The following is a 20,894-nucleotide window of genomic DNA, read 5'->3' on the forward strand; positions in this document are numbered from 1 at the left end:
CCATCCACCGCCTTGCCGTTGACCCGATGGAGGTTCTTCATGATTCAGTTCCGGCTCACGCAACGCGCCGTCGCCCCATCCCCTGACAGCGGCTCTCCCGAGATGCTCGCGGCTGCCGCTCCCGCGCCGCTTGCGGCGCCAGGGTTCGCACCCAGGACCCGGCTTGCCGACGCGCTGACGACCGGTCCCCAGGCCACCCACCTGCTGCACTTCGAGCCGCTCGGTGCTGCCGGCGCGGGCCTGGATATCCCCTGTGACCCGCAGGGTCGCGTGGGGCTTGACGCGCTGGGCGAGAAGCTGCGCAATGACTACTTCTTCGCCCGCGCGCTGATCGGCTGCCTGTTCGCCAGGCCGACCGTGCGCGCGGCGCTGCCGGCCCTGCCCCTGATGCAAGCCTGAGCGAGGCGGCGCCGTCCTACAGCCATGGCGTGACGCGCCCGACAACGGCTGTCACATCCCTCCCCGACGATGCGGGCCATGTCGAAACAACCCCTTGCTTTCCTTTCCACGCCGATGTTGCCCGTGGCTGAAGACCAGCACATCGCCGCCGACCTGGACGTGTCGCTGAGCACGCCGCTGACGCTGGTCGTGAATGCACAACTCGAACTCGCCGATGCCGACCAGCGCAGCATGGAGCTGTCCCTGGTGATCCCGCGGTCGCAGTGCCGCGGCGAGCGTCCGCTGCTGGCCGCGCTGCTGGATGCCGCCCAGGCGGCCGTGGCCCGCGCCACGCGCGGCGGCACCCGCCACCAGCCGCGCCGCGTGGTGACGCAGGTGGCCGGCCGGCCGCACCTGATCCCGCTCTTCGTCGCAGCCTGACGACGTGGCCGGGCTGAGGCTCGGCGACCCGTCGCACGGCGTGACGACATCGGCCTGAGCGCCATGCCGCCCGGGCGGCTGATGTCACGGAGCGCAGTGGCGATGCGACGTGCCCAAAACTGGCGAGGCCGCTGAGTGATGCAGTTCACCCAGCGATGACCCAACCCGGTGAATGATGGCGTTATCGGCCGAACACGAACAGGCGGCAGGCCAAGAATTTCCTCACCCCAACAGGAGATTCACGCCATGCAGATCAAGCCGCCCGTGTCCTCGACCAGCCCGGTCACCCCCCCGCCCCAGTCCGCCAAAACCGCACCGGCCGCCGGCAAGCCCGGTGACTTCGCGCACCTGCTGAAGGCCGCGCAGGCCGACACGCCTGCGGCCACCGCCACACCCGGCCAGGGCTGACGCGATGCCGACGCTTGCCACGCTGACCGGCGGCGGCCCGTCGCCCAGCGACGCCAACGCCAGCCGCGCATCGGTCGCCAGCAGCGCGGTGCAGCGCAGTTGCCCCTCCCGCAGCAGCGTCGCGTCGCTCACCGTCCCGGCCCTCGGCATCACCGTCAGCTTCAGCTCCAAGGGGCTGCACGCGGCCACCGGCCTGGCGAACGCCGCCGTCAAGCTGGGTTCCGAAAGCGTCCAGCTGATCGGCGACGCCGCCCAGACCGTCTCCGACGCCGCCGGCTCGGTGGTGCAAGGGGGCGTGATGGCGGCGGTGGCAGGCAACGCGCTGCTGGCCACACTGGGCTGAGGCTGCACCATGCGCTTCCTCACAAGAGCGGCGCTGCTCGCCGCCACGACGAGCCTGGCCGGCTGCTCGATGCTGACACCCATGGTCACCTGGGAAGTGCTCAAGGCCGGCGGCACGGCGGCGCTGGCGTACCAGCCGCCCCGGCCCAGCAACACCGTCCACCACGGCGATGCGCCGGTGAAGGACGTCTGCGTCGAATACAACCGCGACATGCCACTGGACGAGCTCGTGCCCGCGCTGCAGGCCGAGCTGAAGACCCAGGGGGTGGACAGCCGCGTCTACGACGTGGGCTCCGGCCAGCGCGCCTGCGCCTACTGGCTGCGTTATGTCGGCAGCATCGAATGGGGCGTGCCGCCGGTCGGCGAAGGGCACCGCGCCTACCTCAGCAACGCCGCGCTGAGCCTGCACCGCGCCGATGGCCGGCTGCTGTCCAGCAGCGCCTACGCCGGCGACTCGGGCCTGGGCCGCTGGGCCAGCACGCGCAAGAAGATCGCGCCGGTCGTCAAGGCGCTGATCACCGGGTTCGAGACCTGAAACCCGGCCACTCCCGCACCCACACCTGCACCCCGACATCACCATGCACGCACCCCACACCCGCGCCCTCACGGCGGCCCTGAACGCCGTCCTTTGCACCCTGCTGGCCGCCTGTGCCGCCACGCCGCCCAGCCTCGTCACCGGCCCGCTGATCGCAGCACCCCAGCCCGCGCCGATGTTCCTGGAGCAGCCCAGCAATGGCGCCATCTTCCAGGCCCACATGGCCAACACGACGCTGTTCTCCGGCGAGCGCCGGCCCCGCGCCATCGGCGACACGATGAAGGTCGACATCGCCGAGAACATCCGCGCCATCCAGAAGCAGACCGGCGAGACCAGCCGCGAAAGCAAGCTCGCCACCAAGGGCCCTGGCACCGCCAAGGCGGGCAGCCCGCTGGCACCGCTGATCAACATCGACGCCACGGCCTCGGGCAGCGATTCGTTCAAGGGCTCGGGCAACGCCGAGACGTCCAACAGCTTCAACGCGCAACTGGCCGTGACCGTCATCAACGTGCTGCCCAACGGCAACCTGCTGGTGGCCGGCGAACGCAGCATGGGCCTGAACGGCGGCGTCAGCACGCTGCGCTTCTCCGGCATCGTCAACCCGCGCGACATCGGCCCCGGCAACGTCGTCGCGTCGCGCGACGTCGTCAATGCGAGCCTGGAGAACGCCGCCCGCGGCGACATCGCCGAGGCCACGTCGCGCAGCTGGCTGCAGCGCGTGCTGGCGCGCAGCCTGTCCATCTGGTGACCGCCCGGCGCCGTCAAGCCGATTAGCCGGGGCCGCAGCGCCCCAACTCCACCGATCACCCGCGCGCCGCTGCCCCTACAAACCGGGGCCGCCATGGTCTGCGGCCGAGAGAACCCGATGAAGAACAACCGACGCCACCATGCACCGCCGGACCACTGGCTCGCCAACGGCCACGTGAAGACCTACCGCCGCGGCCAGCGCATCATCGAGGCCGGCAGCTCGCAGGGCGACTGGGTGGCCATCAGCCGCGGCGCGGCCTACCTCGTCTCGCAGGTGGCACCCGGCACGCGCGTGGCCGTGGCGGCGCTGTGGCTGGGCGACGTCATCGGCGGCGAGTCCCCGCTGGGCAAGCTCGCCGCGCGCTACGACGTGACGGCGCTGGTGGACGTGACCACCATCAACATCCCGCTCGCGCGCATCCAGGCCGACACCTCGCAGCCGGACGCGAGCGAGCTGTACACGGCCACCGCCAGCCGGCTGCACGGCCAGATCTCCATGCGCCTGGCAGGCAACGGCCTGCAGCGCCTCGTCAGCGTCATGGCCACGCTGGCCACGGCGCTGGCGCCCGACGAGCGCGCGCGGCACGCCGACCGCCTCGCACTGCCCATCTCGCAGGCCTGCATCGGCCAGCTCTCCGGCCTGTCGCGGCGACAGGCCTGGATCTACCTGGGCCAGCTGAACCGCCACGGCTGGGCCGTCACGTCGCGCAGCAAGGTCACGCTGGAGGGCCTGAACGCCTGGCTCGCGCTGATGGGCGAGGTGGACGCCGCCGGCATCGAGTGCATCGCCACTCTCGACCAGTGCGACGCCACCTTGCAGCGGCTGAGCGCGCAGGCTCTAAAGCGGGCGTAGCCCCATGAGAGAATCCGCGCCGCTCAGCCAGCCTTGGCTGCACAGGCGCTCTCCGTAGTTCAATGGATAGAACGGCCGCCTCCTAAGCGGCAGATACAGGTTCGATTCCTGTCGGAGGGACCAAGACAGCGTCGCAAGACGACTCACAACCGATCAAACGCCCAGCATCCATCGAGGTCCTGGGCGTTTTTTCTTGTCACGTTGTCTCACGACGACTCTTTACAGAGCGGGGGAACAGGGGGAACATCCAGGGGAACAAACCGCGTTCCCCACCCTCCAGGCGGATCGTGTTCCCCCAAAAGGTGCCCATGCTCACCGACGCCGCCTGCCGCAACGCCCACTGCCCGCCTGACAAGCCCCGCGCCCGGTTCGCCGATGCCGGCGGCCTGTACCTGGAGGTCGCGGCGAACGGCTCGAAGCGCTGGTTCGTGAAGTACCGCTTCGGCGGCAAGGAGAAGCGCCTGGCGCTGGGCAACTACCCCACCACCTCCCTCAAGGACGCCCGCCAAGGCCGCGACGAGGCCCGCAAGACGCGTGAGCTGGGCGTTGACCCGGTCCAGGCCCGGCAGGTCCAGAAGGCCACCAAGACGGCTTCCGCGGCCACGACCTTTGAGGCCGTCGCCCGAGAGTTCCACGCCGCGAAGGCCGAGGGCTGGAGCACTGTGCATGCCAAGCAGTGGCTGCGCTGCTGCGAGAAGGATCTGTTCCCCTGGATTGGCAGCCTGCCGCTGGTCGACGTGACGGCGCCGGTCCTGCTGTCGGCGTTGCGCCGGGTCGAGGCTCGCGGCGCGACGCAGTTGGTGCGTGACCTGTCCGAGTACGCCGGCCAGGTGTTCCGCTACGGTATCCAGACCGGCAAGGCGTCGACCAACCCGGCCGCCGACCTGAAAGGCGCCTTCAAGCGACACACTGTGCGGCACGCTGCGGCGCTGCTGGAGCCGGCGCGGGTTGGCGACCTGCTGCGCGCCATCGATGGCTACGCCGGTCAGCCGGCGACGCGCGCCGCCCTGCTGCTGTCCGCCCTGCTCTTCCAGCGCCCCGGCAACCTCCGCACGATGGAATGGGCCGAGGTCGACCTGGACGCGGCACTGTGGACCATCCCGGCGCTGAAGATGAAGCGCAAGCTCGACGGCAAGTTGAACGGCCGGCCGCACTTTGTGCCGCTGGCAGCGCAGGCCGTGGCACTGCTGCGTGACCTGCATCCGCTCACCGGCCACGGGCGCTTCGTGTTCCCCAGCATTCGCGGCGACGGCCGCTGCATGAGCGAGAACACCATCGCGGGCGCGCTGCTTGGCATGGGCTTCCCGCGCGAGCAGATGAGCGCCCACGGCTTCCGCGCCATGGCCCGCACGCTGATCGTCGAGAGGCTTCCCGGCGTGTCGCCCGAAGTCATCGAGGCCCAGCTTGCGCACGGCAAGAGCGGTCCGCTGGGCATGGCCTATGACCGGGCCGAGTTCATGGAGCAGCGCCGCTCTCTGATGCAGGCCTGGGCGGACTACCTGGACCAGCTCAAGGCCGGCGCCAAGGTGATCGAGTTCAAGGCGGCCTAACCGCAACTGCGGCCCGGCCGTCAGCCGGGCACCGTGGCCACTGCGGATCAGTGGCAAAGCGGCCGAACCCAGAGGTTCAGAACTCTGGGCTGGCCTGACCACAACGCACCTACCCTGAAAGGACCGTGCATCATGGCTACTCACACTTTAGCGAACCCTTCTGACCTCGCTGGCGCCGCGGCGTGCAGCGCGCGCAGAATCTGCAGTGCATCAGCCGCGGCAGGTCCTGGTAGCCACTCGACGCGCTTCTGCTTCAGTCCGCGCGCCATCGGTCCTCCACAGACGGTGCCGGCCATGCGCCAGCGCAGGCCAGGCGCTCACTGCTCCGCATCCCGCGCCCCCTCCAGCGCCGCGATGCGCGCGGCCAGTTCATCGGTCTCCACCAGCTTGGCCAAGGTGCCGAGGCCGGCCATGAGCTGCGCAGCCTGGCCCGGCGCCAGCTCGCCAGCGCCAGCCGCCTGCAGCACGGCGCGGCCAGCATCGGCCAACGACGCCCTCGCGGGCAGCTTGATGGGCGCCGGCTGCTCCGCTGCCTTGACCGGCGGCAGCACGCGCTCCAGCAGCAGCCGCGCGGCCTGCGCGTCGCCGGCCTTTGCCAGCTCGACCTGCTTCGCGATGATCTCCGGGAGGTGCTTCGCGATGGCGGCGCGCAGCTTGCCGACCTCGCCGGTGCCAGGCTTGCGGCCCTTTGGGTTGCCGGATTGCCCCGGCTTCCAGGCCGGCGCGAGAGGTGACTTCTTCACCGGTGCTTTCCCCCTGATGTTTCACCGCCGCGGCGCGACACGTCGCCCATGCTCGGAGCCCAGCGCTGTGTCCGGCCGTGGAAGCTCAGCGCGATGCGACCGCGCCGGCCGCCGCGGTTCTTCGCGACCTTGGCAAGCACCAGCAGCGAGCCGTCGGCCTCGTGGCCCATCGGGTGCAGCAGGATGGCCACGTCGGCGTCCTCCTCGATGCTGCCGGACTCCTTCATGTGCTGCAGCTCTGGCTCGCCACCTTCGCTGGCGCGGTTGAGCTGCGAGAGCAGCAGCACGCACACGCCCAGCTCCTTGGCCAGTGCCTTCACGCCGCGGCTGATCTGCTCGATCTGGTGGTGGCGCTTGTCGGCATGGCCGGTGCTGCTGCACAGCTGAAGGTAGTCGATGACCAGCAGCGCCAGGCCGCCATGTTGCTGGACGCGCCGGGCCTTGGCGCGGATGTCGAGCAAGGTCAGCGCGGGCTGGTCGTCGATGAAGACCGGCAGCTTCGCCGCGCGGTCGGCGACTTCGGCGACGCGCGACCAGTCGTCGATTTCCAACTGCCCAGAGGCCAGGAGATCCATGCGGATGGCGCCGAGATTGGCTGCTGCGCGGTCCGCCAACTCGCCGGCGGTCATTTCCTGGCTGAGCATCAGGGTGCGGTGTCCCTGGCTGGCAACATGCAGCAGGATCTGGGTCGCGAGCGAGGTCTTGCCGACGGACGGGCGCGCCGCCAGCACGATCACCTTGCCAGACTTAATGCCGCCGCCCAGCGCCTCGTCGAGCTGCTTCAGGCCCGTCGGTATGCCGGGCGACTCGTCGCCCTTCTGCAGGCCCTCCCAGTAGGCTGCCCAACCTGACGGGCTGTGGAAAGTCGCCCTTGAGCTTGCGATAGATGGTCGCCACGGATAAGCCGGTGGCTTGCTCGACGGTCGAGACGCGTAGCAATGCGTCGTCCAGCTGAAGCGCGGACAGGGTCTGCTGACCACGTCTTTCAGCACTGGCGACAGCAGAATTCGTTTGATCAGTGGTTCTCATTCGGCCTCACTGGTTAGGAGAGGTGAGTCTGAGAACAGTGAATCCCTCTGAGTAGGGTTACTCACGGAGCGCCTATAGGCGCTCACGGAGCAGCTACCCCAACTAGAGCCCCCGGAGCTTCTTGCGCACGGTGCTTTCAGCCAGATTCAGCTTCTGCGCGATTGGCTTGGCAGCCCCGTTCTTTGACTTGCCGTCGGCCTGCGCCTGCTTCCACAAATCCGGAACTTGCGCGTCGGCGGCTCTGTGGCGAGCATGCTTCTGGTCATTCATGCTCTGACCAATCAACTGGCCGGCACTCCTGAGATCAAGACCAAACCCTCTGCTGGCTCCGTGGAGCAGTCGAGCACGGGCATCGCAGACCAGTGCCAGCGCTGCCAAAGCCCTTTTCTCTCGCGCAGCCACTGCGCCGGCTTCAGCGTCAATGCGTGCCAATCGAAGCGCTTCCAAGGCCGACGCATTTCCCGCCAGCCGCTCGGCAAGAACCCGAGCGTCCTCATCAACCATGGCCGCGTGCAGATGCGCAAGTGCGCAGGCACGCTCTTCGTCCGTCCAATTTTCGGTAGTCATGCGCTCCCTCGCGCTCCCTGTCAAAAGGAGCCGCGCCAGCCCGCCAGGGGCGCGGGTTTTCGGGGATCAGCCTAGGCGCGGCGTAACGTAGTTCAGCCGCTGGAGCTGCTGGCCAAGCGAGATCGCGCGGCCACGAACTCAATCGCCGTGCGATCTCGCTTGGCCAGGTTGCACGGCGCGCAGGCAGCGACTAGGTTGCCCGCCGCTTCCGTGCCTCCCAGTGCCTGCGGCATCTGGTGCTCGATGTGCCAGCCGCTGGCGAGCTCCAGCGGTCGGGCGCAGTAGTGGCAGCGTCCGCCCGAGCGCTCGAAGACCTCACGCCGGCGCCGCGACACCGGCCGCGGAGGTGGCGTCGACAGCACCACGGCCAGTTCGGCGTCGGACCACAGGCGCGGTTGCACCCAATGCGGTTCATCGTTCGCGGCATCGGTGGCGCGCAGCACGCGTCTGGCGCTGGCCAGGGCCTCCGTCTTGGATTCCGCGATGGCCAGAACTCGGCCTGCCCGCGGCTGGATCACAAGGAACCGGACCGCGTGCAGGCCGTTGACGACGGTCGGCTGGGTGGCCAACTCGAACTCGCCCTGGCCGAAGATGCCGCCCATGATCGGACGGCGGAGCATGGCTGGCGCGCTCATTGCAACCTCGGCTGCTCGGCGCCTGGGCCGCACCACACGACCTTCAGGTGGCCCGCTGACCTGGCCGGCCGGCGCTCGCGACGGAGCTGCTCCACTCGTGCTGCGACCTCATCAAGGCCGAGCTGGTCAATGGCTGCGTCGAGCACTCGCCAGCGAATCTCGATGTTCGCCGCTCGCGCATGCTCCTGCTCATCTGCAGTGGGCGTGCCGCAGGATGCCCGTTCCTTCGCGTCGCGCTCCGCCTGGCGCACAGCCTCTGCGGCTCGCCGCGTTTCCTGCTCCTCGGCAGAGACCACCAGCGCGGCAGTGAAGGTACCCTTCGACGTGCGCGAGAGGTGGAGCCGGCCGGGAACATTCCAGCCGCTGCGGTGTTCCGTACCCCTTGGCCAGAGCGTCACCGACACCAACGGCATTCCCGGCTCGCCTGGGAACATCGCTGCCGGCGCCAGCCCCATCGCAACAAGCTCGGCCGGAGTGCCGCGGTACACGTCGTAGAGCCAGTTTCGTTCGACGCGCACACCCGGCACCTCCGTCAACTGCGCAGCAGGCTCGTACTGATGCTTCCGCTCAGCCATGGCCCAACTCCACAGCAGAGCGCTCGGGTCCGTCGACGGCGGCTTTCGCACGCTTGATGACATCGCAGAGCGCGTGGAGACCCCACGCAGTTATCTCGTCGCTCCAGTGCTGCAGGGAACGCCCCTCAGCGTCTACCGCAATGTCGACTGTCACCAATGAGCAGACCGCGTGCGCTTGGACGACGAGTTGGGGAGCGCCGGCAGAACTTTTGGCCATGGACGCTTTCGCCTCACCAAGCAGAGTCTCAACGTGCCGCAGCGCAGTCACGACTTCGGTCATATCTTGCGGCTCTTTTTTGCCCAGCTCTTCTGAAGCCCCGCAGCACATGTGGGCCAAGCCAGACGCCATGCCGAGCAGCGACGAGGCTTCGTCTCGTAGGTCCATTTCTGTTGGATCAGCCATGGGCAACCTCCAGCTTCTCGCCGAACACGACCTCATGCATCTCGTCCCAGTCACGCCCGTCGTCACCGCCTTGAAGCGACAACAACACGCTGCTCAGTGCATTGATGCGAATCAGGGCGCCGTTCAGCACAAGATCAAAGCCGTCTTGGCCCTCTTGCATCCGAAGCATTCGGCCGACCGCGTCGATCTCTGCGGCCGCATACAAGCCGAGTCGTTCACGCAGGTCGCCCGGCATGGCTTTGACGCTCGACGCCGCGGCCGGACTTCCAATCGGCCGAAAGCCGCCATCTTCCAGCAGGTATTGGGCGCCGTACATTGTCAGGTTCGTCGTGCCATTCTGAAGCTCGCTAAGGAGGAAGTTCGCGAGCGACCGTCGGAACCCTCGGTTGGCGACGTGGAGGTCGAGCGCCTTGTCGAGCGCCTTGTCGAGCAACTGGTCGGCCATGGCGTAGTCCATCCGCTTGCCATCATCCGGACCGCCGTCAGCATCGCCCAGGTCGTCACGGATGGGCACCTGCACGATTGGCAGGCGGTCGATTCCCTGAAGCAGCGCGAGGCACCCCGGCCGCTCGCAGCAGGATCTGATCGACCTCGCGTTGATCCGCATGGCGTGGGCCGAGCGCTTCCCGGCACCTCAGATGCCCGGGCGAGATCGCACGCGCTGGGCGTTGCCGGCCGAGCTGCAGCTGCCGCGCGCCGATGCGATTCCGGAACTTCGCGCAGGTCCTTCCCAGTGCGCCGCCGTCGAAAGTTCCGGAACGCCTTGCGGCGGCGGCGGTGCGCGGCACAGGATGTGCCTCATCGCCAAGGATTGACGACATGACCTCAACCACTTCTTCGCCCGCCGTGTCTTCAGCCGGCCGCCTGCTCTCGCCGCAGGACGCGGCCTTCCAACTGCTCGAAGCCGCGGCACTTGCCGGCTACGGCAGCGGTGGCCGTTCTGGCCTGCTGCCCGTGATGGTGGAGGGCCGGCCGGCCTACCGAGAAGCAGATGTGCGCGTGGTTGCGAACACTTTTCACACCGCCTTGAGCGCATGAGCCCCGTCCTCGAGAGCATCGCCTGGGGTTTGGTCGACCTTACGGATTTCGACATCCGCGTCGACGTGCCGCCCACGCCCACGCTCGACCAACTGGGCCAGGCCTGCATCGCCGCGCTGCAGGTCGGCGACGACGAGTGGGCACACCTCGTCCTCATCGAGATCAACGAAATGATCCGCCGCGTGCAGCACGCGATGGACACGCAACTGCTGGAGGCGAACGCCGCCGGCATTACCCGGATTCACTAGGAGCAAAAATGGGAATTCTCGACATGGACTCTGACCCGGCCGGCCGCCGTGGGCTTCTGGGCACCTCCATCGACGATCCACGCACGATGGCCGTGGCCTCGATGGTGCAGGGCCTGCTCGGGTCGCCGCGCGCGCTGCAGGGCATCTCCGGCGGCCTGCTCAACTACGGCGGCGCCATGCAGCAGGCCAAGCAGCAGCAGGCAGCGGAGGAGCTGCGCAAAATGCAGATCCAGCAGGCACAGCTCGCGCTGGCCCAGCAGCAGCGCGACGCGCAGCGCCAGCAGCAGCTCCAGGCGCTGCCCGCGCAGTTCCCGCGCAGCCCGGTGCAGAACGCGCTGCAGGCCGGCGGCGGCCCGACCAACACCGCGGCCGCCGCGCTGCCGAACGCGCAGCCCAGCTTCGACTTTGAAGGCTATGCCAAGGCGCTGGCCGGCGTCGATCCGCAGGCCGCGCTACAGATGCAGGCCGCGCTGCGCAAGGAGCAGCCGAAGATCGAGAAGTTCGGCCCGGGCGAAGTCGGCGGCTACGTGAAGGACGGCAAGTGGCAGCAGCTTGTCGCCGCGCCTGCCAAGGAGGACGACTTCATCGCCAACATGCGCGCCGCTGGCATCCAGCCCGGCACGCCGAAGGGGAACCAGCTGATCGCGCAGTGGCTGCAGAAGCAGTCCACGCATCAGGCGCCGGTGAACGTGAACCTGCAGGCCGAGAGCGAGTATGCGAAGGACCAGGGCAAGGCCTTCAGCGAGATGATGACCGGCATCAATCGGTCCGGCTTCAACGCGCCCGCCCAGCTCAACAAGCTCGCTCGCATGGAGCAGTTGCTGGCCGGCGTCGATGGCGGCAAGTTGGCGGCTACGGGCCTGGACGTCGCGAGCGCGATGAATTCACTGGGCATCAAGGTTGATCCGCGCCTGGGCAACAAGGAGGCGGCCGAGTCGCTGGCGCGCGAGATGGCCGGCCAGCTGCGCCAGCCCGGCACCGGTCCGATGACCGACAAGGACTTCGACAACTTCATGGCACAGGTGCCCAGCCTCTCGAAGTCCGCCGCCGGCCGGCGCCAGATCATGGAGACGATGCGCAACAGCCTGAGCCGTGACATCGAGATCTCGAAGCGCGCACGCGAGTACCAGCGCCGCAACGGTCGCCTGGATCCCGGCTTCCTGGATGAGGTCGCCGGCTTCGTCGCCGAGAACCCCGTGGTCTCCCAATCCGGCTGGCCGCCGACCGCTTCTCGCTGCTTGACGCGATCCCGGCGCTGGACGCCGCCGCGCGCGGCAAGGTGCCAGCCGACGACTTCGTGCAGCGCTTCATCGTCGGCGGTAAGACGCGCGACCTGCAGAAGCTGGCGGACGTGCTGCCAGCCGACGCGATGACAGAGGCCAAGCGCCAGATCGCCAAGGTAATCTACGACGGCGCGTTCAAGAACGATGCAGCCGGCGACAAGCTTGCCTCCGCGCCAGGGCTGAAGAACGCCATGCAGTCCATCGGGCCGGAGAAGCTGAAGGTCTTCTTCAGCGCCAAGGAGATCGACGAGTTGAACCGGCTCACGCGGATCACCGGGTACGCGAACGCGGATCCGGCATGGGGCACGGTGGCTCGCGGCGGCAATCCCGGAGGCGTGCTGTTCGACACGCTGGCTCGTTCCACGGTACCGGGTGCGGGCCGATTTGCACCGCTCATCGGAACTCTGCAGCAGTCCCGGCGCGCAGCGTCAGCGCTCGCGGCCGCGGTGCCACAGACGACCAACCTGACGCCCCAAGAGGTACGCCTTGTGTCGGGCCTGCTGGGCTCGGCCAACGTCGTCACCGGCGGGCTGCTTGCGCCGTGACCACAGCCACAGCACGAGGCCCCAGAACGCTGGGGCCAACACAGAAGCCAGGAAAGGACGCCACTCGTCGGACATGGGCGAATGGTGCCACCAACTACGCCGGGGCGCGATCCGCGACCGGCCGCATTGACCCTCAAGGAGATGAACGATGAGCAGCAGCCTGGAAACTCGCATCGAGCGCCTGGAACAGCATGGTGCGGCCGATGATGCCGCGTTGGAGATCAGCCTTCTGGTGACCTTCGAGGGGTCGGATGGCGCACTGCCCGTCGACCACCTCACCGACGGGCGAGGGCAGGCCTGGCAGCGCAGCGAAGGCGAGACGGAAGCGGCGTTTGTTGACCGCGCGCGGGCCGCAGCTGGCAAGACGAAGCCGAACTGCTGCACGGTGTTGCGGCACGTACAACCTGTGCAGCCGACCCCTGTGGGTTGACCCCTGATTCACCCTGGGCCGGTGACCAGCTCGCCGAGCTGCAGGGCTGCCCAGACCCGGCGCTGCCTCGTGGGGCTGTGCGGTTCGGCCACCATCACGACCAGCGTACGGGATGGGGGCAATGACACGCCGCATCCGAGGTCCGTGGCTCGCACTGTCGCCGGCCACCTGTAGAGATCGTGTGCCCGAGGGCGTTGCGGTGTTCCAAGGTAGACCTGGTCGAAGTCCGCAACATCGATGTCGCCGAGTTCGTGCTCGTGTCGCACGGTTTCCATTTCCATCTCGACTCCTACCCCGTTCGATGCCCGCCTGGCCCTGTGCCAAGCAGTGGAGATCAGAGTCTGCTCAGTTCAGACGCATCCGGGAACTCTTGGGAGTGGTGCCGGCCGCGTCAGCGCACCCACCGTCCTACGTTCGGGGGAACAAATGGGGGAACGTCGCCAATCCCCACAGTTCGACCGCCAGCATCCATGCGGTCTGCAGCCCGATTCTCGATTCCTGTCGGAGACCACACCGGGCAGCCCCGCGCAACGCGCACAGCCAGCGCCACAAGCGCCGTGAAGCACCCCGCAAAAGACTCAGGGTGGCCCAAGCCACCCTGTCCAGCGCGCGCTGCGGCGCGGCGTGATGGGCGGGACCGCGCTGCGGCCCGCCTCGGTCTCGTCAGCCTCGCGTCTGGCGGCGACGCGCCAGCGCCAGCAGGCCCAGGCCGGCCAGCAGCAGGCTCACCTGCGTCGGCTCGGGCACCGCGGTGACGACGCCGTTCAGCACGAAGGGCAGCGTGAACGACACGCCGGTGGAAGTGTCGGTCGCGAGGGTGAAGGTGCCGGTGTTGTTGTCCTGCATCGCGTTGCCGGTCGCGCCGTCGGACGTGGGCGGCACCCAGGGGCCTGTGAAGCTGGTCGAACCCGACAGCGACCAGCGCAGCCAGTACGTGCCGCTGCCCAGCGTGAAGTCGATGACGTTCGCGTTGGCGCTCCAGATGCGGCGCGCCGTGTCCGTCTGCGCCGTGGCGCTGACGCGGAAGCCGACCTGGCCGTCGCTGGTCAGCGCCGTGGTGCCCGACGCCACCACGGTGCCGGTGTTGACGTCACCGCTGACGACGGACCACGTCGCCGAGATCAACGGAAATGCGGTCGCGTTGGTCTGGTACGAGAAGAAGTTGATGCTCTCGATGGTCCACGACTGGCCCACTGTGATCGTGAAGTCTTCAGCCAGCCGCACGCCGGCGCCGAGATTTGCCCCGAGGCCAAAGGTTGTACTGCCGGGGTCGATGACCGAGATGCCCCCGGCCGGCACGACGGGGCCGTTGCTGTAGATCGTGGCCGCGTGGGCAGACACCGCACCCGACAGCAGGCCTGCGGCCATCACGAACGAATAAAGGCTCCTCACATCCCGCTCCTGAACAGTGGAAATCGCACGCTAGGGATGACCAACCGGCGCCGACATCCCTAGTAGCGTCAGATGCACAGCCGCACCACCGAGATGGGTGGTGCTAGGCCAATCCCGCATTGACGGCGGCTCAGCTTGCGGCCTCTGCTGCCGGCCCGGGCAGCAGCCGGCCTCGCCACGCCGCCAGCACCGTGGCGGCGAACAGCCCCAGGACCACGGTGTTGGCGATGACGAACAGCACCGGCGCCAGCGCCGTGAACACCCAGTCGCCACCGCGCTCGGCGTAGCGGATCGTGGCGGACGCGAGCGCCGTCACGCCGAAGGTGAAGGCCCAGTACCCCGGCGTGAACGGCTGGCGCATCCATGGCAGCAACCGCACCACGACGAGCGCCTGCACGAGGGCGTAGCCCAGCAGTCCGTGCGCGATGAGGTCGGGCGGGCCGGTGGTGACGCTGCTGTAGGCCAGAAGCGTGACGGCCGGCGGCGCGGGCTGGATGCCGAGCGTGGGGCGCAGCGGCAGCGGCAGCGTCTGGGCGTTCAGCAGCCGGCCGACGATGACCGACTCCAGCGCCAGCCAGGCCAGCACGCCGGCACCGAGGAACAACTGCCCCAACTCGGGCCAGCCCAGCCCGCCCGCGGCCATCGCCGACACCAGGTTGGCGGCCACGGTCGGCAGGTAGAGCACCGGCGTGGTGGCATCGACGCTGCGTCCGCCGCGCCACAGGCCGCCATGGCGCCAGGCACCGAAGGCCAGCGCGGCGAGCGCCCCCACGCCGCACAGCACGAGCGCCACCAGTCGCGAGTAGCGCAGCGCCGCGATGCCCACCAGCATGGTGGTGACGGGCAGCAGCGCCACGAAGCAGCACTGGATGGGGTGGGCGATCTCCGCCAGCGCCTCGGCCTGGTGGCGCAGCCACTTGAGGCCGTACAGCGCCACCAGCAGCGCCCACACCGCGGCGGCAACGGCCATCACGGCCTCGCCCACCCACGCGGGCAGGCCCCACCAGTGCGTGGCGGCGCGCCAGTCCGTACCCAGGCCGGCCAAGCCAAGCACCATGCTGAAGAAGGAGGCCGGCACCACCCAGCGACGTGCGTTCATCAATCCCCCGGATCCGCGTTGAGCGGTGACCAGGCGGCCGCCGCGTGCCGGATTCTGGCGAACCTGCCGTGCGCTCGTCACGCCAGGGGAAGAGACCGGCCAGTCGTCGTCGGCCGGCGGCGACCCGGCCGGCGGCCCCGACGCCCGGACGCCGCAGCGGGCGTCAGATCTTGTGCTGCGGCGGTCCCTGCGGCGCGTCGCGCGCCGTGCCGTCCTCTTGCCGGGCGGGTGCCTTGGGCTGTGGCGTCAGGGTCTGGCCCTGGGTGGACTTGCTGGTTGCGAAGTCGCTGGGCTTGTGCTCGACGGGGCCGTTGCGCTTGCCATGGGTTCGGGGCATGGGATGTCCTTTCCGGCCGCGCACGCAACGTCTGCGTCACGGCACCTCGGCCTCCACTGTGAGGCGTGCCGCACGACGACGGCGTCAGGCAAGGTGTCTCCCGGGCGTCAGCGGCGACCGACGCGCCCCCGCAGCTTGCGTTGGGCTTGCGGACCGCTGACGCAGCGCTGTGCCCAGGCGGGCAGGCTCGGGAATCGACAGGCCGCGCGGCTAGAGTCGCTGGCGGCCACCCTGCCCGGGGTGGCGCTGCCGGCCCGGCGCATCGGGCGCCTCCATGTCAGCCGCCTCCCTCCCCCGCACTCGCACGACCCCGTCAGCCGCACTGCTCGCGGCGAGCCCGTGCCTCGTGGCTTGCCTGGCCCTGGGCTGCCCGGCCGGCGCCGCCCACGCGGCGGGCAGCCTGCTGCTGCTGGACTCCCCGCCCGTGGCGACGACCTGGTCCGGTGGCCTGTCCGTGCGCGGCTGGCCGCGCGCGCCGGGCAGTGCGCGCCAGCGCGACGGGCTGCAGCCGGCGTTCGACTACGAATCGCCCAACGGCGTCTTCCTCGCCACCGACGCCGGCCTGGGCTGGAACCTCGCACCGGTGCTGCTGAACGGCGACGCCGCCAAGGACTGGCAATTCGGCGCGCGCATCTGGCCGCAGGCCGGCCGGCCGCGGCAGGAGTCGCCCCCGGGCGTGGACAGCCTGGACACGCGCGTCGTCGGCGAGGCGTTCGCCAACGTGCAGGCGCTGCCGGTGCTGCTGCTGCAGTCCGGCCTGTCCTACGGCACCGGCCGGCACCATGACGGCGCGCAGTTGGAGATCGGCGCGACCAGCGGCATCCCGCTCGGCCCCGACCTGCTGGCCGTCACCGTGGCCGCCACCTACGCCAACGCGGCCCACCTGCGCGGCAACTTCGGCGTGCGACCGGGCGAGGCCAGGAACGGCAACCTGCAGGAATGGCACCCGGGCAGCGGCTGGCAGGACTGGAGCGTGGCCCTGAGCGGCGAGCACAAGTTCTCGGCGGACTGGTCGGTCAACGGCCAATGGGTGCATGCCCGCCTCATCGATCAGGCGGCGAAGTCGCCGCTGACGCGCAGCCGCAACCAGCCATCGTTCATCTTCAGCCTCTGGCACCAGTTCTGATGCACGAGGTCCTGCTCTACGCCCTGCCGCTGTTCGGCCTGTGCATGCTGGCCGAATGGGCCTGGGGGCGCTGGCGCGGTCGCAACACCTATGGGCTGGCCGACACCGTCAGCAGCCTGAGCCAGGGCCTGCTGAGCCAGGCGGCGGCCGTCGTCACGCCGCTGTTCCAGACCGGGCTGTACGCCGGCCTGCACGCCCGCTTCGCGCTGCTGCCGGCCACGCTGTGGCACGGCGCGCTGAGCTGGGTGCTGGCCATCCTCATGTACGACTTCTGCGACTACTGGCTGCACCGCGCCAGCCACGAGAGCGCGCTGTTCTGGGCCGCACATGCGGTGCACCACCAGAGCGAGCACTTCAACCTGAGCACGGCGCTGCGCCAGGAAAGCCTGTACCCCATCATGGGCGCGCCGTTCTTCATCCCCATGGCGCTGCTGGGCGTGCCGACGGCGCAGTACGCGATGGCCGGCGTGGTGGTGCTGCTGTACCAGTTCTGGGTGCACACCGAGCACATCGGCCGTCTGGGCTGGCTGGACGGCGTGCTGTCCACGCCGTCCAACCACCGCGTGCACCACGCCGTGAACCCGGGCTACCTGGACCGCAACTACGGCGCCATCTTCGTCGTCTGGGACCGCCTGTTCGGCAGCTTCGCGCCGGAGCGCGAGCGCTGCGTGTACGGCACCGTCAAGCCACTGGCGAGCTGGAACCCGCTGCTGTCCGTGGGCCAGTTCTACGTGGAGATGGGGCGACGCATGCGCGCCACGCCGCGGCTGGCCGACAAGCTGCGCGTGCTGTTCAAGTCGCCCGGCTGGATGCCGCCCGGCTTCGTGCCGGTGCCGCTGGACCTCGACGTCCGCCTGGCGCAGCCGCGCTTCGACCCGGCCGCCCCGCACTGGGCGCGCGTCGCCGCGGTGGCCGCCTTCGTGGCGCTGGCGGCCGGCAGCGGCGCCTGGCTGTGGTTCGCCGACGACCTGGCCGATGGCATCAACATGGCAGCGGCCGCGGCGCTGGCCGTGGGGCTGTGGGGCGTCGGCGCGCTGCTGTCGCGCCGGCCGCGACCCGCGCGCTGAAGACGGCCGGCGCATAAGCATCGCCGCTTTCCTTCGTTCCGCGCCGCGGCCGGCGTCCCTATCGTGCAAGGCCTGACAACGCACCGGCCGCCATGCACATCACCAGCCTCTCCGCCAGCCCCAGCGAACGCTCGCGTTCGGCGTGGCTCACGCAGTTCGCGCTGACGAGGCTGGAAGGCCGCGACACGCACCATGACGCCATCCTCGTGCGCGACCTGCCCGCCGCGGCGCTGCTGACGGCCGACGTGCAGCACGCCGCCATCGCCGCCGCCGTGCACGCCGTGGAGCGGGCGGACCTGGTCGTCGTCGGCACACCCATCTACAAGGCCGCGTACAGCGGCCTGCTGAAGGTCTTCCTGGACCTGCTGCCGCCCGACGCGCTGCGCGGCAAGCTGGTGCTGCCGCTGGCTACCGGCGGCAGCCCGGCCCACTTCCTGGCGCTGGACTACGCGCTCAAGCCCGTGCTGTCGTCGCTGGGCGCGCGCCACGTGCTGGACGGCGTGTTCGCCACCGACGCGCAGCTGCATCGCCACGAAGCCGGCGGCTTCGTGCCCGAGCCCGACCTCATCGCCCGGCTGGACCGCGCACTCGCGCCGCTGGCGCCGCTGCTGTCCATCACGCCGCGAACGCGGTCGCACGCACCGGCCGCGCTGAGCTGTTGACGCCGCGCGGCTCACGCATCCACACCCCACCGTTTGTCTCCTCGCCTGCCCGTCCCGGGAATTGGCGACTTGTCCCGGCGCACGGGCGCTGATCGGGTGTGCCCGAGCGCCGGGATCTTTTTGCACAGGACCACCCCATGCGCCTTCGCTCCCTGCTCCGCTGGACCGCGCCGCTGCTGGCCGCGGCCGTCAGCTTCAACGCCGCCGCGCAGTCCGCCACCACGCTGCGCATCGGCTTCCAGAAATCCGCCAGCCTGCTGACGCTGCAGAAGTCCAGCGGCTCGCTGGAGAAGCGCCTGTCGCCGCTGGGCGTGGCCGTCAAATGGGTCGAGTTCCCGGCCGGCCCGCAGTTGCTCGAAGGCCTGAACGTCGGCGCGGTGGACGTGGGTTTCGTCGGCGAGGCGCCGCCCATCTTCGCGCAGGCAGCCGGCGCGACATTCGTCTACATCGGCTTCGACCCCGCGGCGCCCGAGGCTGAAGCCATCGTCGTGCCCAAGGACTCGGCCGTGCGGACCGCGGCCGACCTGAAGGGCAAGAAGGTCGCGCTGAACAAGGGCAGCAACGTGCACTACCTGCTCGTGAAGGCGCTGGAGAAGGCGGGCCTGAAGTACAGCGACATCCAGCCCGTGTTCCTGCCGCCGGCCGATGCCCGCGCCGCCTTCGAGCGCGGCGCGGTGGACGCCTGGGCCATCTGGGACCCCTTCCTCGCGGCGGTGGAAAAGCAGAGCGGCGCACGGCTGCTGGTGGACGGCCGCGGCATCGTCAACAACCATTCCTACTACCTGGCCGAGCGCGGCTATGCGCAGCAGTATCCGCAGGTCATCCAGGCGCTGTTCGACGACAGCCAGGCGCAGGCCGCCTACGTGAAGGCCAACGTCAAGGCCGCGGCCGCCGTCATCGCGCCGCTGCAGGGGCTGGCGCCCGAGGTCGTCGAGAAAAGCCTGACGCGCTACCAGTTCGGCGTGAAGCCGCTGACGCCGGCCGTCGCCGCCGAGCAGCAGAAGATCGCCGACGCCTTCCACACCCTCGGCCTGATCCCCAAACCCATCCGCGTGGCCGAGGCGCTGCCGGGCCGTGCAGCAGGCGCCGTCGCGGAGGCGGCCCGGTGAGCACCGCCGCCACCCGCCGCGCTGCCATCGCCATCCTCGCGACGACGGCCGCCGCGTGGCGCCGTGCGCGCGCGCAGCCGGCGCCACGCCTGGCGCAGCGGACCGACCCGCCGCTCACCGCGGCCGAGCACATCGTCACGCGCCATGGCCGCTCGCCCGTTCACCTGACGGAGCGCGCATGAAGATCTTCTGGTTCATCCCCACCCACGGCGACAGCCGCTATCTGGGCACCTCGCGCGGCGCGCGCGTGGCCGACCACGCCTACTTCAAGCAGATCGCCATCGCCGCCGACAGCCTGGGCTATGAAGGCGTGCTCATCCCCACGGGCCGCTCCTGCGAGGACTCCTGGGTGCTGGCCGCCAGCCTCATCGACGCCACGCGGCGGCTGAAGTTCCTCGTCGCGCTGCGCCCGGGGCTGGTGGCGCCCACGCAGAGCGCCCGCATGGCCGCCACGCTGGACCGGCTGTCCGGCGGCCGCGTGCTCGTCAACCTCGTCACCGGCGGCGACGCCGAGGAACTGGCCGGCGACGGGCAGTTCCTGGACCACTCGGCGCGCTATGCGCAGTCGGCCGAGTTCATCCGCATCTGGCGCGAGGTCATCACCCGCTCGCACGAAGGACGCGCGTTCGACTTCGACGGCGAGCACCTCAGCGTCAAGGGCGCCAAGCTGCTGTACCCCACGGTGCAGACGCCCCATCCGCCGGTGTTCTTCGGCGGCTCGTCGCCCGCGGCGCACCAGTTGGCGGCGGAACAGGTGGACACCTACCTCACCTGGGGCGAGCCGCCGGCCGACGTGGCGGCCAAGATCGCCGACGTGCGCAGCCGCGCCGCCGCGCAAGGCCGCCAGCTGCAGTACGGCATCCGGCTGCACGTCATCGTGCGCGAGACCGAAGGCGAGGCCTGGGACGCCGCGACGGAGCTGGTCTCGCACCTGGACGAAGCCACGGTCGCCGCCGCGCAGGCGCGATTCGCCAGCATGGACTCGGTGGGCCAGCGGCGCATGGCGGCACTGCACCACGGCAAGTTCAACCGCGCCAACGTGCGCGAGGGGCTGGAGATCGCGCCCAACCTGTGGGCCGGCGTCGGCCTGGTGCGCGGCGGCGCGGGCACGGCGCTGGTCGGCAACCCGCAACAGGTGGCGGACCGCATCCAGGCCTATGCCGATCTGGGCCTGGCGCACTTCATCCTCAGCGGCTACCCGCACCTGGACGAGGCGCACCGCTTCGCGGAACTGGTGTTCCCGCTGCTGCCGCTGCAGACGCGCGAGAAGCTGGCGGCACCGTCGCTGACCGGGCCGTTCGGCGAGGTGGTCGCGAACAGCTACGCGCCGAAAACCGTTGCCGCGAGCTGAC

The 20,894-nt window shown here is 69.7% G+C and carries 30 protein-coding genes and 1 tRNA gene; 20 read left to right on the forward strand and 11 right to left on the reverse strand.

The window, feature by feature from the left end; translation table 11 throughout:
* Positions 1–39: 39 nt before the first annotated feature.
* The 9 genes from ACO07H_RS18685 to ACO07H_RS18725 all read left to right on the forward strand — a co-directional run bounded on the left by ACO07H_RS18685 (position 40) and on the right by ACO07H_RS18725 (position 5,254).
* Complete coding sequence (locus ACO07H_RS18685) at positions 40–399, forward strand: hypothetical protein (protein WP_422016889.1); 360 nt, start codon at positions 40–42, stop codon at positions 397–399.
* A 78-nt stretch (positions 400–477) separates the two neighbouring features.
* Positions 478–819, forward strand: coding sequence for a hypothetical protein (locus tag ACO07H_RS18690; protein WP_422016891.1), 342 nt, complete (start codon positions 478–480; stop codon positions 817–819).
* Between the two features lie 246 nt (positions 820–1,065).
* A complete protein-coding gene (locus ACO07H_RS18695) occupies positions 1,066–1,227 on the forward strand; it encodes a hypothetical protein (RefSeq protein WP_422016893.1) in 162 nt (53 codons plus the stop codon).
* A 4-nt stretch (positions 1,228–1,231) separates the two neighbouring features.
* Positions 1,232–1,570 carry a hypothetical protein gene (locus tag ACO07H_RS18700; protein WP_422016895.1) on the forward strand — a complete coding sequence of 113 codons (339 nt, stop codon included), beginning with the start codon at positions 1,232–1,234 and terminating at the stop codon, positions 1,568–1,570.
* 9 nt (positions 1,571–1,579) lie between these two features.
* The gene (locus ACO07H_RS18705; RefSeq protein ID WP_422016897.1) at positions 1,580–2,104 is read left to right on the forward strand and encodes a cell division protein FtsI; all 525 of its coding nucleotides are present in this window, start codon (positions 1,580–1,582) and stop codon (positions 2,102–2,104) included.
* Positions 2,105–2,147: 43 nt separating this feature from the next.
* Positions 2,148–2,852 carry a flagellar basal body L-ring protein FlgH gene (locus tag ACO07H_RS18710; RefSeq protein WP_422016899.1) on the forward strand — a complete coding sequence of 235 codons (705 nt, stop codon included), beginning with the start codon at positions 2,148–2,150 and terminating at the stop codon, positions 2,850–2,852.
* A 117-nt stretch (positions 2,853–2,969) separates the two neighbouring features.
* Positions 2,970–3,704: a Crp/Fnr family transcriptional regulator gene (locus ACO07H_RS18715; RefSeq protein WP_422016901.1), complete on the forward strand. Its 735-nt coding sequence runs from the start codon at positions 2,970–2,972 to the stop codon at positions 3,702–3,704.
* Between the two features lie 48 nt (positions 3,705–3,752).
* Positions 3,753–3,827 (forward strand) — tRNA-Arg (locus ACO07H_RS18720).
* Between the two features lie 185 nt (positions 3,828–4,012).
* A complete protein-coding gene (locus ACO07H_RS18725) occupies positions 4,013–5,254 on the forward strand; it encodes a tyrosine-type recombinase/integrase (RefSeq protein ID WP_422016903.1) in 1,242 nt (413 codons plus the stop codon).
* 317 nt (positions 5,255–5,571) lie between these two features.
* On the opposite strand, the gene ACO07H_RS18730 is transcribed toward ACO07H_RS18725, so the two are convergent.
* The 8 genes from ACO07H_RS18730 to ACO07H_RS18765 form a co-directional block, all read right to left on the reverse strand.
* Positions 5,572–5,997 (reverse strand): DUF5681 domain-containing protein, encoded by a 426-nt coding sequence (locus ACO07H_RS18730; RefSeq protein WP_422016905.1) that lies wholly within the window; start codon positions 5,995–5,997, stop codon positions 5,572–5,574.
* Positions 5,994–6,821 (reverse strand): DnaB-like helicase C-terminal domain-containing protein, encoded by an 828-nt coding sequence (locus tag ACO07H_RS18735; RefSeq protein ID WP_422018660.1) that lies wholly within the window; start codon positions 6,819–6,821, stop codon positions 5,994–5,996. The genes ACO07H_RS18730 and ACO07H_RS18735 overlap by 4 nt, the downstream gene beginning before the upstream one ends.
* Positions 6,745–7,026, reverse strand: a complete 282-nt coding sequence (locus ACO07H_RS18740; protein WP_422016907.1) for a helix-turn-helix transcriptional regulator — start codon at positions 7,024–7,026, stop codon at positions 6,745–6,747. The genes ACO07H_RS18735 and ACO07H_RS18740 overlap by 77 nt, the downstream gene beginning before the upstream one ends.
* 102 nt (positions 7,027–7,128) lie before the next feature.
* Positions 7,129–7,593, reverse strand: a complete 465-nt coding sequence (locus ACO07H_RS18745; RefSeq protein ID WP_422016909.1) for a hypothetical protein — start codon at positions 7,591–7,593, stop codon at positions 7,129–7,131.
* A gap of 92 nt (positions 7,594–7,685) precedes the next feature.
* The gene (locus ACO07H_RS18750) at positions 7,686–8,213 is read right to left on the reverse strand and encodes an HNH endonuclease (protein WP_422016911.1); all 528 of its coding nucleotides are present in this window, start codon (positions 8,211–8,213) and stop codon (positions 7,686–7,688) included.
* A gap of 11 nt (positions 8,214–8,224) precedes the next feature.
* Positions 8,225–8,803 carry a hypothetical protein gene (locus ACO07H_RS18755; RefSeq protein ID WP_422016913.1) on the reverse strand — a complete coding sequence of 193 codons (579 nt, stop codon included), beginning with the start codon at positions 8,801–8,803 and terminating at the stop codon, positions 8,225–8,227.
* The gene (locus ACO07H_RS18760; RefSeq protein WP_422016915.1) at positions 8,796–9,206 is read right to left on the reverse strand and encodes a hypothetical protein; all 411 of its coding nucleotides are present in this window, start codon (positions 9,204–9,206) and stop codon (positions 8,796–8,798) included. The genes ACO07H_RS18755 and ACO07H_RS18760 overlap by 8 nt, the downstream gene beginning before the upstream one ends.
* Positions 9,199–9,813, reverse strand: a complete 615-nt coding sequence (locus ACO07H_RS18765; RefSeq protein ID WP_422016917.1) for a hypothetical protein — start codon at positions 9,811–9,813, stop codon at positions 9,199–9,201. The genes ACO07H_RS18760 and ACO07H_RS18765 overlap by 8 nt, the downstream gene beginning before the upstream one ends.
* 212 nt (positions 9,814–10,025) lie before the next feature.
* Here ACO07H_RS18765 and ACO07H_RS18770 point away from each other — a divergent pair, with 212 nt between their 5' ends.
* The 5 genes from ACO07H_RS18770 (at position 10,026) to ACO07H_RS18790 (ending at position 12,750) form a co-directional block, all read left to right on the forward strand.
* On the forward strand, positions 10,026–10,244 hold the full coding sequence (locus ACO07H_RS18770; protein WP_422016919.1) for a hypothetical protein: 219 nt from the start codon (positions 10,026–10,028) through the stop codon (positions 10,242–10,244).
* Positions 10,241–10,492, forward strand: coding sequence for a hypothetical protein (locus ACO07H_RS18775; protein ID WP_422016921.1), 252 nt, complete (start codon positions 10,241–10,243; stop codon positions 10,490–10,492). The genes ACO07H_RS18770 and ACO07H_RS18775 overlap by 4 nt, the downstream gene beginning before the upstream one ends.
* A 23-nt stretch (positions 10,493–10,515) precedes the next feature.
* Complete coding sequence (locus tag ACO07H_RS18780) at positions 10,516–11,865, forward strand: hypothetical protein (RefSeq protein ID WP_422016922.1); 1,350 nt, start codon at positions 10,516–10,518, stop codon at positions 11,863–11,865.
* Positions 11,790–12,320 (forward strand): hypothetical protein, encoded by a 531-nt coding sequence (locus tag ACO07H_RS18785; RefSeq protein WP_422016924.1) that lies wholly within the window; start codon positions 11,790–11,792, stop codon positions 12,318–12,320. Before ACO07H_RS18780 ends, ACO07H_RS18785 begins: the two co-directional genes overlap by 76 nt.
* 148 nt (positions 12,321–12,468) lie before the next feature.
* Entirely contained in the window at positions 12,469–12,750 is a 282-nt protein-coding gene (locus ACO07H_RS18790) for a hypothetical protein (protein WP_422016926.1), read from the forward strand.
* Positions 12,751–13,413: 663 nt separating this feature from the next.
* Here the strand turns inward: ACO07H_RS18790 and ACO07H_RS18795 are convergent.
* The 3 genes from ACO07H_RS18795 to ACO07H_RS18805 all read right to left on the reverse strand — a co-directional run bounded on the left by ACO07H_RS18795 (position 13,414) and on the right by ACO07H_RS18805 (position 15,578).
* A complete protein-coding gene (locus ACO07H_RS18795) occupies positions 13,414–14,142 on the reverse strand; it encodes a PEP-CTERM sorting domain-containing protein (protein WP_422016928.1) in 729 nt (242 codons plus the stop codon).
* 130 nt (positions 14,143–14,272) lie between these two features.
* On the reverse strand, positions 14,273–15,241 hold the full coding sequence (gene tehA / locus ACO07H_RS18800; protein WP_422016930.1) for a dicarboxylate transporter/tellurite-resistance protein TehA: 969 nt from the start codon (positions 15,239–15,241) through the stop codon (positions 14,273–14,275).
* 163 nt (positions 15,242–15,404) lie between these two features.
* Positions 15,405–15,578: a hypothetical protein gene (locus tag ACO07H_RS18805; protein WP_422016932.1), complete on the reverse strand. Its 174-nt coding sequence runs from the start codon at positions 15,576–15,578 to the stop codon at positions 15,405–15,407.
* A gap of 346 nt (positions 15,579–15,924) precedes the next feature.
* On the opposite strand from ACO07H_RS18805, the gene ACO07H_RS18810 reads away from it, so the two are divergent.
* From ACO07H_RS18810 to ssuD, 6 genes are all read left to right on the forward strand, one after another.
* A complete protein-coding gene (locus ACO07H_RS18810; RefSeq protein ID WP_422016934.1) occupies positions 15,925–16,704 on the forward strand; it encodes a MipA/OmpV family protein in 780 nt (259 codons plus the stop codon).
* On the forward strand, positions 16,704–17,771 hold the full coding sequence (locus tag ACO07H_RS18815) for a sterol desaturase family protein (RefSeq protein WP_422016936.1): 1,068 nt from the start codon (positions 16,704–16,706) through the stop codon (positions 17,769–17,771). Before ACO07H_RS18810 ends, ACO07H_RS18815 begins: the two co-directional genes overlap by 1 nt.
* 92 nt (positions 17,772–17,863) lie before the next feature.
* Complete coding sequence (gene ssuE, locus ACO07H_RS18820) at positions 17,864–18,433, forward strand: NADPH-dependent FMN reductase (RefSeq protein WP_422016938.1); 570 nt, start codon at positions 17,864–17,866, stop codon at positions 18,431–18,433.
* 137 nt (positions 18,434–18,570) lie between these two features.
* Complete coding sequence (locus ACO07H_RS18825; protein ID WP_422016940.1) at positions 18,571–19,542, forward strand: sulfonate ABC transporter substrate-binding protein; 972 nt, start codon at positions 18,571–18,573, stop codon at positions 19,540–19,542.
* Positions 19,539–19,724: a hypothetical protein gene (locus tag ACO07H_RS18830; protein WP_422016942.1), complete on the forward strand. Its 186-nt coding sequence runs from the start codon at positions 19,539–19,541 to the stop codon at positions 19,722–19,724. Before ACO07H_RS18825 ends, ACO07H_RS18830 begins: the two co-directional genes overlap by 4 nt.
* Positions 19,721–20,893, forward strand: coding sequence for an FMNH2-dependent alkanesulfonate monooxygenase (gene ssuD / locus ACO07H_RS18835; protein ID WP_422016944.1), 1,173 nt, complete (start codon positions 19,721–19,723; stop codon positions 20,891–20,893). The genes ACO07H_RS18830 and ssuD overlap by 4 nt, the downstream gene beginning before the upstream one ends.
* Position 20,894 lies beyond the last annotated feature (1 nt).

It is taken from the genome of Roseateles sp., from assembly GCF_965229315.1.
In the GTDB taxonomy this organism is placed as follows: domain Bacteria; phylum Pseudomonadota; class Gammaproteobacteria; order Burkholderiales; family Burkholderiaceae_C; genus Pelomonas.

Coding starts and splice junctions, on each gene's coding strand:
- ACO07H_RS18685 (WP_422016889.1), top strand. CDS start 40: ATGATTCAGTTCCGGCTCACGCAACGCGCCGTCGCCCCATCCCCTGAC.
- ACO07H_RS18690 (WP_422016891.1), top strand. CDS start 478: ATGTCGAAACAACCCCTTGCTTTCCTTTCCACGCCGATGTTGCCCGTG.
- ACO07H_RS18695 (WP_422016893.1), top strand. CDS start 1,066: ATGCAGATCAAGCCGCCCGTGTCCTCGACCAGCCCGGTCACCCCCCCG.
- ACO07H_RS18700 (WP_422016895.1), top strand. CDS start 1,232: ATGCCGACGCTTGCCACGCTGACCGGCGGCGGCCCGTCGCCCAGCGAC.
- ACO07H_RS18705 (WP_422016897.1), top strand. CDS start 1,580: ATGCGCTTCCTCACAAGAGCGGCGCTGCTCGCCGCCACGACGAGCCTG.
- ACO07H_RS18710 (WP_422016899.1), top strand. CDS start 2,148: ATGCACGCACCCCACACCCGCGCCCTCACGGCGGCCCTGAACGCCGTC.
- ACO07H_RS18715 (WP_422016901.1), top strand. CDS start 2,970: ATGAAGAACAACCGACGCCACCATGCACCGCCGGACCACTGGCTCGCC.
- ACO07H_RS18725 (WP_422016903.1), top strand. CDS start 4,013: ATGCTCACCGACGCCGCCTGCCGCAACGCCCACTGCCCGCCTGACAAG.
- ACO07H_RS18740 (WP_422016907.1), bottom strand. CDS start 7,026: ATGAGAACCACTGATCAAACGAATTCTGCTGTCGCCAGTGCTGAAAGA.
- ACO07H_RS18745 (WP_422016909.1), bottom strand. CDS start 7,593: ATGACTACCGAAAATTGGACGGACGAAGAGCGTGCCTGCGCACTTGCG.
- ACO07H_RS18750 (WP_422016911.1), bottom strand. CDS start 8,213: ATGCTCCGCCGTCCGATCATGGGCGGCATCTTCGGCCAGGGCGAGTTC.
- ACO07H_RS18755 (WP_422016913.1), bottom strand. CDS start 8,803: ATGGCTGAGCGGAAGCATCAGTACGAGCCTGCTGCGCAGTTGACGGAG.
- ACO07H_RS18760 (WP_422016915.1), bottom strand. CDS start 9,206: ATGGCTGATCCAACAGAAATGGACCTACGAGACGAAGCCTCGTCGCTG.
- ACO07H_RS18765 (WP_422016917.1), bottom strand. CDS start 9,813: ATGCGGATCAACGCGAGGTCGATCAGATCCTGCTGCGAGCGGCCGGGG.
- ACO07H_RS18770 (WP_422016919.1), top strand. CDS start 10,026: ATGACCTCAACCACTTCTTCGCCCGCCGTGTCTTCAGCCGGCCGCCTG.
- ACO07H_RS18775 (WP_422016921.1), top strand. CDS start 10,241: ATGAGCCCCGTCCTCGAGAGCATCGCCTGGGGTTTGGTCGACCTTACG.
- ACO07H_RS18780 (WP_422016922.1), top strand. CDS start 10,516: ATGGACTCTGACCCGGCCGGCCGCCGTGGGCTTCTGGGCACCTCCATC.
- ACO07H_RS18790 (WP_422016926.1), top strand. CDS start 12,469: ATGAGCAGCAGCCTGGAAACTCGCATCGAGCGCCTGGAACAGCATGGT.
- tehA (WP_422016930.1), bottom strand. CDS start 15,241: ATGAACGCACGTCGCTGGGTGGTGCCGGCCTCCTTCTTCAGCATGGTG.
- ACO07H_RS18805 (WP_422016932.1), bottom strand. CDS start 15,578: ATGCCCCGAACCCATGGCAAGCGCAACGGCCCCGTCGAGCACAAGCCC.
- ACO07H_RS18815 (WP_422016936.1), top strand. CDS start 16,704: ATGCACGAGGTCCTGCTCTACGCCCTGCCGCTGTTCGGCCTGTGCATG.
- ssuE (WP_422016938.1), top strand. CDS start 17,864: ATGCACATCACCAGCCTCTCCGCCAGCCCCAGCGAACGCTCGCGTTCG.
- ACO07H_RS18825 (WP_422016940.1), top strand. CDS start 18,571: ATGCGCCTTCGCTCCCTGCTCCGCTGGACCGCGCCGCTGCTGGCCGCG.
- ssuD (WP_422016944.1), top strand. CDS start 19,721: ATGAAGATCTTCTGGTTCATCCCCACCCACGGCGACAGCCGCTATCTG.